The organism is Amycolatopsis sp. NPDC049688 (genome assembly GCF_040674975.1).
Lineage (GTDB): Bacteria > Actinomycetota > Actinomycetes > Mycobacteriales > Pseudonocardiaceae > Amycolatopsis.
Genome location: NZ_JBFANY010000012.1, coordinates 103335 through 118027 on the forward strand (window position 1 = coordinate 103335; position 14693 = coordinate 118027).

Annotated in this window: 16 protein-coding genes; 8 read left to right on the forward strand and 8 right to left on the reverse strand. The window is 69.3% G+C overall.

Annotated features, from left to right (window positions below):
• Positions 1–9 precede the first annotated feature (9 nt).
• Genes AB0J55_RS31575 through AB0J55_RS31585 form a run of 3 tightly spaced genes read left to right on the forward strand, consistent with a single transcriptional unit; the run spans position 10 to position 4344 of the window.
• Positions 10–2934: an NACHT domain-containing protein gene (locus AB0J55_RS31575; RefSeq protein ID WP_364256598.1), complete on the forward strand. Its 2925-nt coding sequence runs from the start codon at positions 10–12 to the stop codon at positions 2932–2934.
• Positions 2935–2990: 56 nt separating this feature from the next.
• The gene (locus AB0J55_RS31580) at positions 2991–3881 is read left to right on the forward strand and encodes an LLM class flavin-dependent oxidoreductase (protein WP_364256601.1); all 891 of its coding nucleotides are present in this window, start codon (positions 2991–2993) and stop codon (positions 3879–3881) included.
• A gap of 4 nt (positions 3882–3885) precedes the next feature.
• On the forward strand, positions 3886–4344 hold the full coding sequence (locus AB0J55_RS31585; RefSeq protein ID WP_364256604.1) for a MarR family transcriptional regulator: 459 nt from the start codon (positions 3886–3888) through the stop codon (positions 4342–4344).
• On the opposite strand, the gene AB0J55_RS31590 is transcribed toward AB0J55_RS31585, so the two are convergent.
• From AB0J55_RS31590 to AB0J55_RS31615, 6 genes are all read right to left on the reverse strand, one after another.
• Positions 4335–4553 (reverse strand): acyl-CoA carboxylase subunit epsilon, encoded by a 219-nt coding sequence (locus AB0J55_RS31590; protein ID WP_364256607.1) that lies wholly within the window; start codon positions 4551–4553, stop codon positions 4335–4337. The genes AB0J55_RS31585 and AB0J55_RS31590 overlap by 10 nt on opposite strands.
• Positions 4550–6187, reverse strand: a complete 1638-nt coding sequence (locus AB0J55_RS31595; RefSeq protein WP_364256610.1) for an acyl-CoA carboxylase subunit beta — start codon at positions 6185–6187, stop codon at positions 4550–4552. Before AB0J55_RS31595 ends, AB0J55_RS31590 begins: the two co-directional genes overlap by 4 nt.
• 75 nt (positions 6188–6262) lie before the next feature.
• A complete protein-coding gene (locus AB0J55_RS31600; protein ID WP_364256613.1) occupies positions 6263–6913 on the reverse strand; it encodes a response regulator transcription factor in 651 nt (216 codons plus the stop codon).
• Positions 6910–8013 (reverse strand): sensor histidine kinase, encoded by a 1104-nt coding sequence (locus tag AB0J55_RS31605; RefSeq protein WP_364256616.1) that lies wholly within the window; start codon positions 8011–8013, stop codon positions 6910–6912. Before AB0J55_RS31605 ends, AB0J55_RS31600 begins: the two co-directional genes overlap by 4 nt.
• A gap of 34 nt (positions 8014–8047) precedes the next feature.
• A complete protein-coding gene (locus tag AB0J55_RS31610) occupies positions 8048–8836 on the reverse strand; it encodes an SRPBCC family protein (protein ID WP_364256619.1) in 789 nt (262 codons plus the stop codon).
• 56 nt (positions 8837–8892) lie between these two features.
• Positions 8893–9309, reverse strand: coding sequence for a MarR family transcriptional regulator (locus tag AB0J55_RS31615; protein WP_364256622.1), 417 nt, complete (start codon positions 9307–9309; stop codon positions 8893–8895).
• Between the two features lie 79 nt (positions 9310–9388).
• Here AB0J55_RS31615 and AB0J55_RS31620 point away from each other — a divergent pair, with 79 nt between their 5' ends.
• Complete coding sequence (locus AB0J55_RS31620) at positions 9389–9952, forward strand: NAD(P)H-dependent oxidoreductase (protein ID WP_364256625.1); 564 nt, start codon at positions 9389–9391, stop codon at positions 9950–9952.
• On the opposite strand, the gene AB0J55_RS31625 is transcribed toward AB0J55_RS31620, so the two are convergent.
• Entirely contained in the window at positions 9942–10517 is a 576-nt protein-coding gene (locus AB0J55_RS31625) for a TetR family transcriptional regulator (RefSeq protein ID WP_364256628.1), read from the reverse strand. The two genes, AB0J55_RS31620 and AB0J55_RS31625, sit on opposite strands and share 11 nt — an antisense overlap.
• Positions 10518–10590: 73 nt before the next feature.
• Here AB0J55_RS31625 and AB0J55_RS31630 point away from each other — a divergent pair, with 73 nt between their 5' ends.
• A complete protein-coding gene (locus tag AB0J55_RS31630; RefSeq protein ID WP_364256631.1) occupies positions 10591–11781 on the forward strand; it encodes an FAD-dependent monooxygenase in 1191 nt (396 codons plus the stop codon).
• On the opposite strand, the gene AB0J55_RS31635 is transcribed toward AB0J55_RS31630, so the two are convergent.
• Positions 11747–12112 carry a helix-turn-helix domain-containing protein gene (locus tag AB0J55_RS31635; RefSeq protein WP_364256633.1) on the reverse strand — a complete coding sequence of 122 codons (366 nt, stop codon included), beginning with the start codon at positions 12110–12112 and terminating at the stop codon, positions 11747–11749. The two genes, AB0J55_RS31630 and AB0J55_RS31635, sit on opposite strands and share 35 nt — an antisense overlap.
• A 104-nt stretch (positions 12113–12216) precedes the next feature.
• On the opposite strand from AB0J55_RS31635, the gene AB0J55_RS31640 reads away from it, so the two are divergent.
• The 3 genes from AB0J55_RS31640 (at position 12217) to AB0J55_RS31650 (ending at position 14671) form a co-directional block, all read left to right on the forward strand.
• Positions 12217–13019, forward strand: a protein-coding gene (locus AB0J55_RS31640; RefSeq protein WP_364256636.1) for an IS5 family transposase whose coding sequence is annotated in 2 segments (ribosomal slippage) — positions 12217–12553 and positions 12553–13019 — 804 coding nt in all. Because the reading frame shifts where the segments join, the coding sequence is not laid out codon by codon here.
• A gap of 54 nt (positions 13020–13073) precedes the next feature.
• Positions 13074–13925, forward strand: a complete 852-nt coding sequence (locus AB0J55_RS31645; protein WP_364256639.1) for an NAD(P)-binding domain-containing protein — start codon at positions 13074–13076, stop codon at positions 13923–13925.
• Positions 13922–14671 carry an SDR family oxidoreductase gene (locus tag AB0J55_RS31650; protein WP_364256642.1) on the forward strand — a complete coding sequence of 250 codons (750 nt, stop codon included), beginning with the start codon at positions 13922–13924 and terminating at the stop codon, positions 14669–14671. The genes AB0J55_RS31645 and AB0J55_RS31650 overlap by 4 nt, the downstream gene beginning before the upstream one ends.
• The last annotated feature ends 22 nt before the right edge of the window (positions 14672–14693 follow it).

Sequence of the window (14693 nt, forward strand, 5' to 3'; positions counted from 1 at the left end):
CTGTGTTCTGTGACGATCGGTGGTGTCGATCTTTCTCCGTACCTGCTGCCCTTCGGCCTCGTCGTGCTCGTCGTCGCGGTCGTGGTGGTGTGGGCGTCGAAGCAGTTCTTCGGCGAGTACTTCAAGAAGTCGGGCGCGAAGGCGTTCGACTGGTCGGCGGCGGCCTTTTCCCGGAAGACGAAGCTGCGGAAGCGGCTGATCCGCCGGTACGCCGAAGTCGTGTCGCGGGACTACTCGCGCCACGCGCTCGGGTTCGTGACCGACCGGGTGATCGACATCGACAGCGTTTACGTCCCCCTGCAGTACGAGCGGGAGGGGTGCCGGGAGGACATCTACGAAAAGATCCGCGAGCAGCCCCGGTCGGTCATCATCGGCCCGGCCGGCGCGGGCAAGTCGCTGCTGCTGAAGAACTCGATGCTGATGTGGGTGCGCCGGGTCCGGGCGGGCGCGGCGGAGCGGATGCCCGTCCTGATCGAGCTGCACCGCTGCAACGACGGGTCCGCCTCGCTGGTCGACCTCGTGGTGTCCGAGCTGGCGCGGGCCTACCCGGCCCGGTCCCGGCACCGTGACGCGGTGAAGGAGCTGGCGGAGCAGGCGTTGCGGGACGGCCGGCTGACGTTGCTCTTCGACGGTCTCGACGAAGTCGGCCGCGCCCAGCAGAACCGTGTGTTCGGGACGCTGCGCGACTTCGCGCGGGACTACCCGGAGTGCCAGGTGATCGTGACCTGCCGGGACGTCGTCTACCAAGGCCAGCCGCTGGGCGATCAGTTCACCCATGTCGTCCGGGTGGCGGAGTTCGACGACGCGGCCGTCATCCGGTTCCTGGGCAAGTGGGAGGGCCTGGCCGGGACTTCGGCCGCGGAGGTGTTCGCCGGCCTGCAGAAGAACCCCGCGCTGATGCGTCTCGCGCGCAGCCCGCTGCTGCTGACGATGATCGCGTACCTGCAGACCGAGGTCTTCGCCAAGACCGGCCGCCGGCTCCCGACGTCGCGTCCGGCGTTCTACCAGGAGGCGATCACGCACCTGCTGGGCCGTGACACCGACCTCGGCCGCGCCGACTCGCTCACGGTGTACGAGGTGGGCGAGAAGCTGGCGGTGCTGCAGCGCGTCGCCCTGGTGACGATGCAGACCACGACCGAGGTCGACGACCGCCTGACGATCACGAAGAAACTCCTCGAGAACACGACCCGCCAGCTGCTGCCCGACCTCAACCTCGACCAGACGCACATCAAGCCGCTGCTCGACGAGATCATCGACCGCAGCCAGCTCCTGGTGTCGATCACGAAGAACCGGACGGACTTCGTCTTCCGCCACTTGACGCTGCAGGAGTACCTGGCGGCAACCGAGCTGGCCGACGACCCGGAGGGGTTGCTGCTGCGGTATCGCGCGGACCCGCTGGCGTGGCGGGAGACGGTGAAGCTGTGGTGCGGGGCGAGCAACCGGGACAGCACGAGGGTGATCTCCCGGATTTTCGAGTCGGCGGAGATGCACCACAAGATCCTGGCTTTGGAGTGCCTGGCCGAGGCGAAACGGGTGGACAGCGCGTTTGCCCGGACGGTCGTCGAATACTTCTTGAATCGGCTCGGCAAGCCGGGGCCGGATCGGCCGGCGATCGTCGCCGCGGTCGGGACGGTGGCTGCCGACGGCCGGCCGCGAGGGCAGGAAGTGCTGCAGCGGTTGATCGCCATCGTCGAAGCCGGCGGAGATGCCAAGGTGGATGCGATGCAGGCGCTCTCGGCATCCGGGCGGGTGGAGGCGGCGGAAGCCCTGGCGCCGCGGAGTGCTGCCGACGAAGATCGCCGGGCGGCCTTGCGTGGCATGGGCGAGCTGGCGTTGCCGGTCCTCATCGCGCGCTCGGCTGAGGGATATCTATGGGCGGTGGACGATCTGGCCGTCGTGGGGACTCCTGCCGCAGCGGCCGCACTCACCCAGCTCATCTGGGTCGAGACCGCGGTGGCACGCCGGGCCGCGTGGTGGCTCGCGTCTCTGCTGGCTGATCCGAACGTCGAGGAGGACCTGAAGCGGCAACCGATCCCGGATGACCGCCCCGAATCGGATCGGTGGTTCTGGCAGCCCTTCAGCGAGGGGCCGGACGATTCCCTTGCACTCCTGGTCGGTCGCATCGGAAAGCTGCTCGACGATTCGGGCCTCCCCGACATTCCCGGAAATCTCGATGTCATCGATTCCCGGCTGGGGATCCCGTTGGCCTTGAGGAGAATCGATCGGTTGCAGCCTCGCCCCTTTCTGGGTGAAGTCTGGGGAGATACGGCGCTGGAGCACGAATATTCCCTTCGAGAGGCGGCCAAGCGGCCGGGGCCGACCAAGGCTGACGAAGAAAGGATCGACTCGATCTCGAACCAGGTGGCGATGGACGGGTTCGATCGTCGGCTGGCAGGCCTCATGAGGTGGCCGGTGCGCGCGGTGATCTTCGCCAGCGCCCTTCGAGGGCAGATCCGTGTCGGAGACTGGCCGACGGTGCTGCAGCCGCGGCGGAGCACGGACGCGCTGTGGGCCACGTTCGGGGTGGTCGTGGTGCTGGCCGGTGGGGGTTCCCTGCTGGCGGGAATGGTCCGATCGATCCTGGTGCTGACCGGGTCCTGGCCGTTGGGGCCGACCTGGCTGAGCTGGGTACTTCAACTCTGGATCCCGCTGGTATTCCTCTTACTTCGCTTCGGCGATCTCGACTTCGTGCTCGTGGCTCTGGGGCTGGTGCTGGCCGCGATCGCGGTGACTCTGCTGGTCTTCGGCGTCATCACCATCGGCTTGTGGCTGACGTGGTACACCGTGACCGGGTTGGCGGCCGCCCTGTTGGTGGCCGGAGCCTGCTTCCTCATCGCGGACCGGCTTGACCGGATCAACGACAACCCCTTCCGCCGCTGCCTCGAAGCCGACGCCGTCCGGCTCGATGACCGGACCTCCGTGATCGCCAGTTAGTTCGTACTAAGAACTACCTGTGCTATGTTCGTACTACGAACTAACTGGGAGGAATCATGGTGCACTTCGGCATCGGCGTGTCCACAGCAGTCACCGCCGTCCCCGACACCCTCGAACTCGCCGTCCAAGCCGACCAGAGCGGCCTCGACCTCATCACCGTCTCCGATCACCCGTACCACGCCGACCGGCTCGACGCGTACGCCGAGCTCGGGGTCCTTCTCGGCAAGACCGAACGGATCTCCGGCCTGGTCAGCGTCACCAATCTGCCCACGCGGCCCGCGTCGATGCTGGCGCGCACGGTCACGAGCCTGTCCGCGCTCACCGGCGGCCGGATCGTGCTCGGCATGGGGGTCGGCGGGCTCTGGGACGACATCGCGCGGCTCGGCTTCGCCAAGCTCACCCCGGCGCAGGCCGTCCGGGCCTTCGAAGAAGGCATCCGGCTCGTGAAGATGCTCGGCGGGGGCGGCGACCCGGTCACCTTCGACGGCGAGTTCTACCAGGTCACCGACCTGGAACCCGCGAAAGAGAAGATGCCTCCCGTGTGGACCGGGTCCGTCGGGCCGAAGTCCCTCGCCGTCACCGGGCGGGTGGCCGACGGGTGGATGCCCGGGCACGCCGCCGACTGGCTCAGCGAGCGGTACCGCTCCTCGCGCCCGGTGATCGACAAGGCCGCCGTCGATGCCGGGCGGGATCCCGGCGACATCGTCACCGTCTACAACTTCCCCGGGCGGATCACCGCCGAGCCGCTGGCCAGGACCCGCGCCGACGACGGGCGCTGGATGGGCGGGTCGCCCGCGCAGTGGGTCGAGGAACTCACCGGTGCCGTGCTGGAGCACGACGCCGCCGGGTTCGTGCTCTTCGGGCCCGGTGGCAGCACGCCCGACCGGACGGCGGCCGCGCGGTGGGCCGGGGAAATCGTGCCCGCCGTGCGGGAAGCCGTAGGCTGACCGGATGGGGAAGAGCGGGGCGGACCTCGGGGTGGTGGCCGGGCTCGTGCGGGCGTCGTTCCTGGTGAACGCCGTCTACGCCGAGTCGGCCCGCGAGTACGGGCTCACCGTGCAGCAGGGACAGCTGCTGTGCGTGCTGATGGGCCGGCCGTACGGCATGGGCGACCTCGGCGCGACGCTCGGCCTCGAGAAATCGAGCCTCACCGGCCTGGTCGACCGCGCGGTCCGGCGCGGGCTCGTCCGCCGCGCGCCGGACCCGGACGACCGGCGGGCCGTGCACGTCCTGCTCACCCCGGAAGGCCGCGAACTCGCGGAGGACTTCTACGCGGCGACCTGCCGCCGGGTCGACGACCTGGCCGCCCGGCTGAGCCCGCCCGAGCGCGACCGGCTCGGGGCGCTGCTCGGCACGATCGTGCACGAGAACGAAGCCCCGACGGTCTTCCTCGACACCCTTCAGCCCTGAGGCAAACCCGAAGCGCGCCAAGCGTCTTCGCCGGGGTGAAGCGGCTTGTGCAGCGCAGTGGCGTGATCGCCCCACCACGACGTACGCGGCTTCGGCTTCTCCGGCGCCTTCGCGGCCGAAGCCGCGGCGACGACCGCCGTCAGCGCCGCCAGCTCGGCGTCGCTCGGGTTTCCTCGGACCACCCTCAGCAGGGGACGCTGCTCGCTCACAGCGGGATGTTCCCGTGCTTCTTGGGCGGAAGCGATTCCCGCTTGTTGCGCAGCAGCGACAGCGCCCGCGCGACGTGCCCGCGGGTGTGCGCCGGCACGATCACCGAGTCGACGTACCCGCGCTCGGCCGCCGCGTACGGGTTCAGGAGCGTGTCCTCGTACTCCTGGATCAGCTCGGCCCGCAAACTGTCGACGTCCTGGCCCTCGGCCGCCGCCTTCGCCAGCGTCTTGCGGTGGACGATGTTCGCCGCGCCCTGCGCGCCCATCACCGCGACCTGCGCGGTCGGCCAAGCGAGGTTGAGGTCGGCGCCGAGGTGCTTCGAGCCCATGACGTCGTACGCGCCGCCGTACGCCTTGCGCGTGATCACCGTCACCAGCGGGACGGTCGCCTCGGCGTAGGCGTAGATCAGCTTCGCGCCGCGGCGGATGATGCCGTTCCACTCCTGGTCGGTGCCCGGGAGGAAGCCCGGGACGTCGACGAAGGTGAGCACCGGGATGTTGAACGCGTCGCAGGTGCGGACGAACCGCGCGGCCTTCTCGGACGCGTCGATGTCGAGGCAGCCGGCGAACTGCGTCGGCTGGTTGGCGACCACGCCGACGCTGTGGCCGTCGACGCGGCCGAAGCCGACGATGATGTTCGGCGCGAACAGCTCGTGGACCTCGAGGAAGTCGCCGTCGTCGAGGACCCGGGTGATCACCTCGTGCATGTCGTACGGGGTGTTCGGCGAGTCCGGGATGATCGTGTCGAGCTCGCGGTCGGCGTCGGTGACGTCTTCGAAGAACCCGGGCGGGTTGTCCGACGCCTCGAACACCGGCGCGTCCGACAGGTTGTTCTGCGGCAGGTAGGAGAGCAGTTCCTTGACGTAGGCGATGGCGTCCTCGTCGTCGGAGCCCAGGTAGTGCGCGACACCCGACTTCGTGTTGTGGGTGCGGCCGCCGCCGAGCTCTTCGAAGGTGACGTCCTCGCCGGTGACCGTCTTCACGACGTCCGGGCCGGTGATGAACATCTGCGAGGTCTCGTCGACCATCACGACGAAGTCGGTCAGCGCGGGGGAGTAGACGTGCCCGCCCGCGTTCGCGCCCATGATCAGCGAGATCTGCGGGATGACACCGGACGCCTTGACGTTCCGGTTGAAGATCTCGCCGTAGAGGCCGAGTGAGACGACACCCTCCTGGATGCGCGCGCCGCCGCCCTCGTTGATGCCGATGATCGGCCGGCCGGTCTTGATCGCCAGGTCCATCACCTTGACGATCTTCTCGCCGTAGACCTCGCCGAGGCTGCCGCCGAAGACCGTCACGTCCTGGCTGAACACGCACACGGGACGGCCGTCGACGGTGCCGTAGCCGGTGACGACGCCGTCGCCGTACGGGCGGTTCTTCTCCTGGCCGAAGTTGGTCGAGCGGTGTCTCGCCAGCTCGTCGAGTTCGACGAAGGAGTTCTCGTCGAGCAGGAGCTCGATGCGTTCGCGGGCGGTTTTCTTGCCCTTGGCGTGCTGCTTCTCCACCGCCCGGGCCGAGCCCGCGTGGACCGCCTCGTCGTAACGGCGATACAGGTCGGCCAGCTTGCCGGCCGTGGTGTGAATGTCCGGTTCGTCCTCGGGCGGCGTCCCGAGCGGCTCCGTCGCACTGCTCATTCCCGGGAGCTTAACTACTTGTCGGTCACTTCGCGTGTGGCGTAGGCAACGTCGCGGGCCGGCCGAACCCCCGCTTCAGTCTGCTGCCGTGGCTCGTACCAGGCCTGACTCGTATGCGGCTATCACCAGTTGGGCTCGGTCTCTGGCCGCCAGTTTGTGCAGGAGCCTGCCGATGTGGGTTTTCACCGTTGCTATGCCCACGTGGAGCCTGGCCGCTATCTCGTCGTTCGACAGGCCTCGGGCGATCAGGGTCAGGACCTCCTGCTCTCTGGCCGTCACTCCGTCCAATCTGGTCACCGGGCCTGATGGGAGTCTGGCGAACTCCGCCACCAGGCGTCTGGTCACCGAGGGGGCCAGTAGTGCGTCGCCCGAGGCCACGATCTCGATCGCTGCCAGGAGGTCTGCCGGTCTGGTGTCCTTCAGGAGGAAGCCGCTCGCTCCTGCCCTCAGGGCCGAATACACGTACTCGTCCAGGTCGAACGTGGTCAGCATCAAGACCCGGACCGTCGTCTCCGCGCAGATTCTCCGGGTTGCTTCGATGCCGTCCATCTCCGGCATGCGGACGTCCATCAGCACCACGTCCGGGTGCTCGCGGCGGGTCAGGGCCACCGCCTCCACCCCGTCGGATGCCTCGGCCACCACCTCCAGGCCCGGTGCGCTGTCCACCAGGACCCGGAAGCTTCCGCGCAACAAGGCCTGGTCGTCGGCTATCAGGACGCGGGTCATCGGCGTACCACCGTTTCGTACGGCAGGCGCGCGTACACGCGGAAGCCGGTCTCCGCCGGGGCTGCCGAGAACTCGCCGTCGTAGACCGCTACTCGCTCGCGCATTCCGATCAGGCCGTGGCCCGGTACCGCCTCGCCTCCTCGGCCGTCGTCGCGCACTTCGATGGTCACTTCGCCGTCGCCACCCTTGACGTGTATCCGGCATGTTGTGGCGTTTGCGTGCTTCACCACGTTGGTCAGGGCCTCCTGTGCTATCCGGTACACCGACTGGCCGACGCCGCCCGGGAGCTCTTTGAGGTCGTCGATGATCAGGTCGACCGTCGGGCCCGCCTGTTGCGCGCGCTCGGCCAGTGCCCGCAGGTCGTCGAGCGTCGGCGCGGGGGCCAGTGCCGGGACGCCCGTTCCGTCGCGGAGCACCCCCAGCATGCGTCGCAGCTCCGCCAGCGTTTCGCGGCTCGTGTCTTCGATGACGCGCAGGGCGTCGCGGGCCTGGTCCGGTTGTTCCAGGGCCACGTGGTTGCCGACCGCTGCCTTCACCGCGATCAAGCTCATGCTGTGCGCGACGACGTCGTGCATCTCGCGGGCTATGCGCAGGCGCTCGGCCGAAACCGCTTGCTGGGCGTGGTTTTCGCGCTCGATCGCCGCGTGTTCGCGGCGGCCGTGGACGGCGATGCCCAGTGCGAACCCGACGATCAGGGCCGAGGCCCCGAAGTTCACCGTTGTCGCCGTGCTCGGGTTCGGGACCGCTATTCCGATCAGGCCGATGCCGAGCAGGCCCGCCACGAAGCCGACCCGGGAGGCACGGCTGCCGCGCTGCACTACGAACGTGTACAGCGCGCAGCCCGCCGACACGACGGCGACCGCCAGCACCGGGCCGCCGATCGGGACCGCCGCTGCGGTCGTCACCAGGGACAGGATGTACGCCGGGCGTGGTGACCAGCGGCGCAGCACGATCGGGACGACGCTCACCGCGAGGATCGTCCAGCCGAGCCAGCCCGGTAACCACGGCGGCAGGGTCCACGCGCCGGCGGCGAGGTTGCCGCCCGCGCCGAAAGTCAGCACCAGGACGGCCAGCACGTCCAAGACCACGCGAAAGCGCATGAACCGAACGTAATGCCGACCCTGGCCGCGCGCGTCAACCTTGGGTCGGATGCTCCGCGTAATGCTTCTTCACGGCTTCGACGCGCTCGGGCGGCCAGGCCGGCAGGTCGACGCCGTGGGTGGCGGCGAACAGGCGGTCGGCCTGCTCGTGCCGCCGGGCCAGCTGTGCCGGGACGTCGTCGCCCGCCGGTTCGGTGAACTCGACGCGGGTGCCTTCGCCCGGGTCGTGGACCAGGTGCCAGCCTGGTTCGTCCGGGAGCAGCGGGCGAAGCTCTTCCACCGGCTTCCAGCCCAGGTCGCGGCGGAAGCGGATCGTTCCGTCGGCGAGGACCTCGCCGTGGTCGAGGCCGAATTCCGCCACGTAGGACGCCATCCGGTCGTGCCACTGCTCCGGCTGCTCGGCGGCGCGGCCGGCGAGCCTCGCGTCGAGGGCGTCGAGGCAGACGTCCCAGCCCGCGGCGGTGCGGCCCGCGGCCAGCTTCGCGATCGCCGGGTCGCCGCGGCCGAAGGTGTGGGTGAACTCCAGCAGGCTGCCGTCGCCGTCGGGGGAGATCAGCCAGCGCAGGGTGTCGTCGTTCCAGATGAACGTGAACTCGCGTGGCGGGTCGGCGGTGATGACCCGCCCGGTCGTCGTGGTGTCCTCGCCGGGGAAGGTGAAGCGGATGGCGCCGCCGTCGCGCAGCTCGACGTCGACCTTTGCCGGGAACCAGTGCGCGAGCTCGGCCGGGTCGGTGATCGCCCGCCACACCTTCTCGGGGGCGTGCTTCAGCCTGCGCTCCACCCGGAGCGCGGGGCGTTCGTCGGCGGTCACCAGCTCTGCCACGGCGTCCTCCCTTGCGGTTGCCTGTGCCGGTATATAACCACCGGGGAATATTCAGGTCAAGCGCCGCGGACGGCGATGACCGCGGTGGCGAGCTCGGGGTCGCTCGCGGCCTTGTCGAGGGCCGTCTGCAGGACCGAGGTGTACGTCGGTTCCGTTTCGGCGTACCGCTTGCGCCCGGCGTCGGTGATCACCGAGTAGACGCCGCGGCGGTCGTCCTCGCACAGGTCGCGGACGGTCAGGCCGGCGTCTTCGAGACGCGCGCACATCCGGCTGACCGAGCTCTGGTTCAGGCCGATCGCCTCGGCGAGCTCCTGCATCCGCAGGCCGCCCCGCGGGCCCGCGGCGAGCTTGCCGAGCGCGCGGTACTCGGAGAGCCCGAGTCCGTGGCGCCGCTGCAGCGCTTTGGCGAGTTCCTGCTCGATCCGGGCGTGCAGCACGAGCACGCGGCCCCAGGCCTGGGCGTCGACGGTCATCTTCCGGCCTCCTCTTGACGCCAGGATAGTCCAGGGACAGTATTTATATGTACATGCAAATAACTGGAGGGGTTCGGACATGAGCGACCGCAGCTTCCTGTTCCTGGTCGGCGCCGCACGACCGGGCGGCAACACCGAGATGCTGGCCCGGCGGGCGGCGAAGGAACTGCCCAAGGACGTGGACCAGCGGTGGATCCGGCTGCCTGAGGTGCCGCTGCCGCCGTTCGAAGACCGCCGCCACGGCGCCGGCTCGCACCCCGAGCCGGGCGAGAACGAGCAGCTGCTGATGGACGCGACGTTCGCCGCGACCGACATCGTGATCGTGTCGCCGGTGTACTGGTATTCGGTGTCGGCGAGCGTGAAGCTCTACCTGGACTACTGGTCGGGCTGGATGCGCCTGCCGGTGGAGTTCAAGCCGCGGATGCGCGGGAAGTCGCTGTGGGGTGTGAGCGTGCTCAGCGAGACGGCGCGCGAGGCCCAGCCGCTGATCGGCACGCTGGAGCTGTGCGCCGAGTACCTCGGAATGCACTGGGGTGGCGTGCTTCTCGGCAACGGCAGCCGGCCTGGTGACGTGCTTTCGGACACCGAGGCGATGACGGCCGCGCAGACGTTCTTCGCCGGCGCGGACCTGGTCACCGCGTAAGGACGTCGGCCGCGATCAGGCGCAGGCCGCGGACCAGGTCGGCGCCCGAAGGGGCGTGGTCCGGGTCGACCAGCCACTGGAGCATCACGCCCGAGAGCAGGGCCTGGTGGACCGTGCCGGCGGCCCGGGCCTCGTCGCTGCCGTCGTCGAGGTCCTGGAAGAGGTTCGCCAGGCCGTGGCGGGCCTGTTCGAGCGCGGCGGCCAGCTGGGTGCGGACCTTCTCGTCGAGGTCCGGCTGTGCGTACGCCTCGAACGTCATCGCCCACATGCGCCGGTGCTCGCCGAACGACTCGATCACCTGCTGCCAGATGTGCTCGAAGCGCTCGGCCGGGGTCGCGTCCGCCGGGGTTTCCACCTGCAGCGTCTTCGCCAGTGCCTCGCCCCACTCCTCGTTCGCCTCGATCAGGGCGGTGTTGAGCAGCGCCTCGCGCGAGCCGAAGTGGTAGCCGATGGCGGCCATGCTGACGTCCGCCGCCGAGGCCAGGTCGCGGACCGTCGTGCGGGCGTAGCCCTTCTCGTGCAGACAACGCTTCGCGGCGGCCAGCAAAGCTTCCTTGTTGCCCATGGGCCGAGCCTAGCACGGACGTCTTAGGCGAACGTCTTGCGCGATCGCCCAAAATCGGGCTACGGTTCTCGGCATGCAGAACAACCGAGTCCTCATCTCCGGCGCGAGCGTCGCCGGCCCCGCCCTCGCCTTCTGGCTCCACCGCCACGGCTTCACGCCGACGGTCGTCGAGCGCGCTCCCGAGCTGCGCGACGGCGGCTACGCGGTCGACTTCCGCGGTGCGTCGCTGCGGGTCCTCGACCGGATGGGCTTGCTGGGCGCCGTCGAGGCGACGGCCACCCGGATGGGCGATGTGACCTATGTGGACAGTGACGACCGGCCGCTGGTGGTCACGCCGTCGACCTACCAGAGCGGCGAGCTGGAGATCCTCCGCGGCGACCTCGCGCGGATCCTGTACGACGCGACGAAGGACGACGTCGAGTACGTCTTCGGCGATTCGATCACCGGCATCGCCGAACACGGTGACGGCGTCACGGTCACCTTCGCCCACGCCGGGCCGCGCGAATTCGACCTGGTCGTCGGGGCCGACGGGCTGCACTCGAACGTGCGGTCCCTGGTCTTCGGCGACGAATCCCGGTTCCGCCACGACCTCGGCTACTACGTCTCGATCTTCACCGTGCCCAACCACCTCGGGCTCGACCACGTGGGCCGGTTCTACAACGAGCCGAACCGGACCGTCGGCGTCTACAGCGCGCGGGACAACGCCGAGGCCAAGGCGCTGTTCTGGTTCGGCTCGGACCGGCTGGACTACGACCACCGCGACGTCGGGCAGCAGCGGCGGATCGTCGAAGAGGCGTTCCGCGGCATGGGCTGGGAGACGTCGGCACTGCTCGAGGCCATGCGGGAAGCGCCGGACTTCTACTTCGACTCGGCGAGCCAGATCAAGCTGGACTCGTACTCGCGCGGGCGCGTCGCGCTCGTCGGCGACGCCGCGTACTGCGCCGCACCCCTCTCGGGGATGGGCACCAGCCTGGCGATCGTCGGCGCGTACGTGCTGGCGGGCGAGCTCGCGGCCGCAGCCGGTGACCACCCGACGGCGTTCGGCGCGTATCGCGACGAGATGCGCGGCTTCGTCGACGCCTGCCAGAAACTGGCCGAGGGCAACGGGAAGTGGTTCGTCCCGCCGACGCGGACGTGGCTGAAGTTCCGCAACCTCAACTACAAGCTGCTGCCGTACCTGCCGTGGCGCAAGCTGATCGAGGAACTGCCGCTGAAGGCGGGCAACGCGATCACGCCGAAGCCGTATGCGGTGGTGCCGGCGTGACGCCTCGGCGTTTCGCGATCCCGGCCATGTTCTCCTCGCCCCAGTCGCCCAGCGGCAGCAACGCCGTCTTCAGCCGCTGACCCAGGTCCGTCAGCGAATACTCGACCTTCGGCGGGATCTCGTGGAACACCTCCCGGTGCATGACCTCGTCCGCCTCCAGCTCCCGTAGGGCCTGGATCAGCATCTTCTCGCTGATGCCGGCCACCTTCCGCTTCAGCTCGCCGAACCGCAGCGGCTCGGCGTGCAGCGCCCAGAGGATCAGCGCCTTCCATCGGCCGCCGATCACGTCGACGGCCGCGTCCAGTCCGCAGCGGTACGTTCGAGGCTGCATCCACGATCCTTACGTTTTGGTGGGTACCTGACTTATTAGGGGTCAGTTCAGAATGAGTCGGCGTGTCGTCTTGCCTGGCATGCGGGGCTTTCCATTATGTTGGTATGCGTGAGGAGGTTCTAACCGACCAGCTGTGGGAGCGGCTGGAGCCGCTGCTTCCGGTGCATCCACGGCGGTTCCGCTACCCGGGCCGCAAACGTGCCGACGACCGCGCCGCACTGGAAGGCATCCTGTACGTGATCCGTACCGGCATCGGCTGGAACCGCCTGCCTACCGCGCTCTTCGGGGCCTCGGGCGCCACCTGCTGGCGGCGGCTGGCCGAATGGCACGAGACCGGCGTCTGGCAGCAGCTGCACGAACGCCTGCTCGCCGAACTGCGTGCCGCCGGTCTGCTGGACCTGTCCGCCGCGCTGGTCGACTCCACCCATTTGCGTGCCCTCAAAGGGGGGACCACACCGGCCCCAGCCCGGTCGACCGGCGCAAGCTTGGCTCGAAGCATCATCTGATCACCGATGCCCACGGCACTCCGCTCGCGGTCACGCTGACTGGCGGCCATCGCAATGACGTCACTCAGCTGATGCCGCTGATCGATGCCATCCCATCGATCAGCGGCGTGGTCGGCAAGCCCCGGCGCAGGCCGCGCCGGCTCTACGCCGACCGCGGCTACGATCACGACAAGTACCGCCGCCTCGTCCGCGCCCGCGGCATCACGCCCGTCATCGCCCGCCGTGGCGTCGAACACGGCTCTGGTCTGGGCACCATCCGCTGGCCCGTGGAGCGCACCTTCGCCTGGCTCAAGAATTTCCGCCGGCTACGCATCCGCGCCGAACGACGAGCCGACGTCCACCAAGCCATCCTCAGCCTGGCCTGCTCCGTGATCTGCCTCCGCAAACTCATTCTGAACTGACTTCTTATTAGTCGGTACTTGTTCAGTGTAAAGCGCGCCCGCAGCATGGAATCCATGGGAGAAAGCAGGAAACACGTGAGCGTGCTCGGCCTGGGGCGGATGGGCGCCGCCCTCGCCGGGGCGCTCCTGGGGGCGGGACACGACGTCTCGGTGTGGAACCGGTCGCCGCTCAAGGCCGGCCCGCTGCTCGACCGGGGCGCGCGGCTCGCGGCCACGCCCGGGGAGGCGGCTTCGGCGGACGTCGTCATCAGCTGTCTGTCCACATACGACATCCAGCGGCCGGTGCTGGCAGCAGCGTCGCCGAAGGTGCTCGTCAACCTCACGTCCGGAACGCCGGAGCAGGCCCGCGAAGCCGCGAAGTGGGCGGCTTCGGCGGGAATCGAGTACGTGGACGGCGTGATCATGGCCGTCCCGCAGGGGATCGGGACACCGGACGCACGGATCCTCTACAGCGGTTCGGCACCGGTGTTCGAGGCGCAGCGCGGCGTGCTGGAAGTCCTGGGCGAGCCGGTGTTCCTCGGCGAGGACGCCGGACTGGCGGCGCTGTACGACCTGGCGCTGCTCGGCATGATGTGGTCGTCGATGGGCGGCTACCTGCACGCCCTCGCGCTGGTCGGCACCGAGGGCGTCAGGCCGGCGCAGTTCACGCCGATGGCGCTGGGCTGGCACACGGCCGTCGGCGGGTTCCTGACCGGGATCGGCGCCCAGGTCGCCGACGGCGACTACGAAACCGACGTGTCCGCCCTGGACATCAACGCCGCCGGACTCGGCTTGCTGGTGGAAACGAGCCGCGCGCAGGGGATCGGCACGGCGGTGCCCGCCGCGCTGAAGGAATTGTTCGACCGCGCGGTCGCGGCGGGCCACGGTTCGCACGCGATCGCCAGCGTCATCGAGGAGATCCGGTGAAGTACCTGGGGAAGAAGGCCGTCGTGACCGGCGGCACGCACGGCATGGGGCTGGCGGTGGTGCGCGCCCTGCTCGACGGCGGCGCGGAAGTGCTGCTGACCGGCCGGGACGTCTCGCCGCTGGAGGGGACGCTGCCGGGCAAGGCCCACCTGCTGTCGTCGGACGCGGCCCGCCTGGCCGACGTCGACGAGCTGGGCGCGGTGGCCGCGGACACGCTCGGCGAGCTGGACCTGGTGTTCGTCAACGTCGGGTTCTCGACGCTGACGCCGTACGAGGACGCGACACCCGAGCTCTACGACCGCACGTTCGACGTCAACACCAAGGGCGCGTACTTCACGGCACGGCGGCTGGCCCCGCTGGTCCGCCCGGGTGGTTCGTTCGTGTTCACGACGTCGGTCGCGGCCGAGGCCGGGATCGCCGGGATGGGCCTGTATTCGGCGGCAAAGGCGGCTGTGCGGTCGTTCGCCCGCACGTACGCGGCCGAGCTGGCGCCGCGCGGGATCCGGGTCAACGTGGTCAGCCCCGGCTACACCGACACGCCGACGATGGGCGTGACCGGCGTGCCGGAGGCCGTGCTGGCGGAGTTCAAGGCGATCGGCGACGAGATCACGCCGTTGAAGCGCCACGCAACACCGGAGGAGGTCGCGGCGGCGGTGCTGTTCCTGGCCTTCGAGGCGACGTTCACCACCGGCGCCGACCTCCCGGTGGACGGCGGTCTCGGCCAGCGCCTCACTTTGCCCGCGTAGTCCGCCAAAGCCTTGCGCAGTG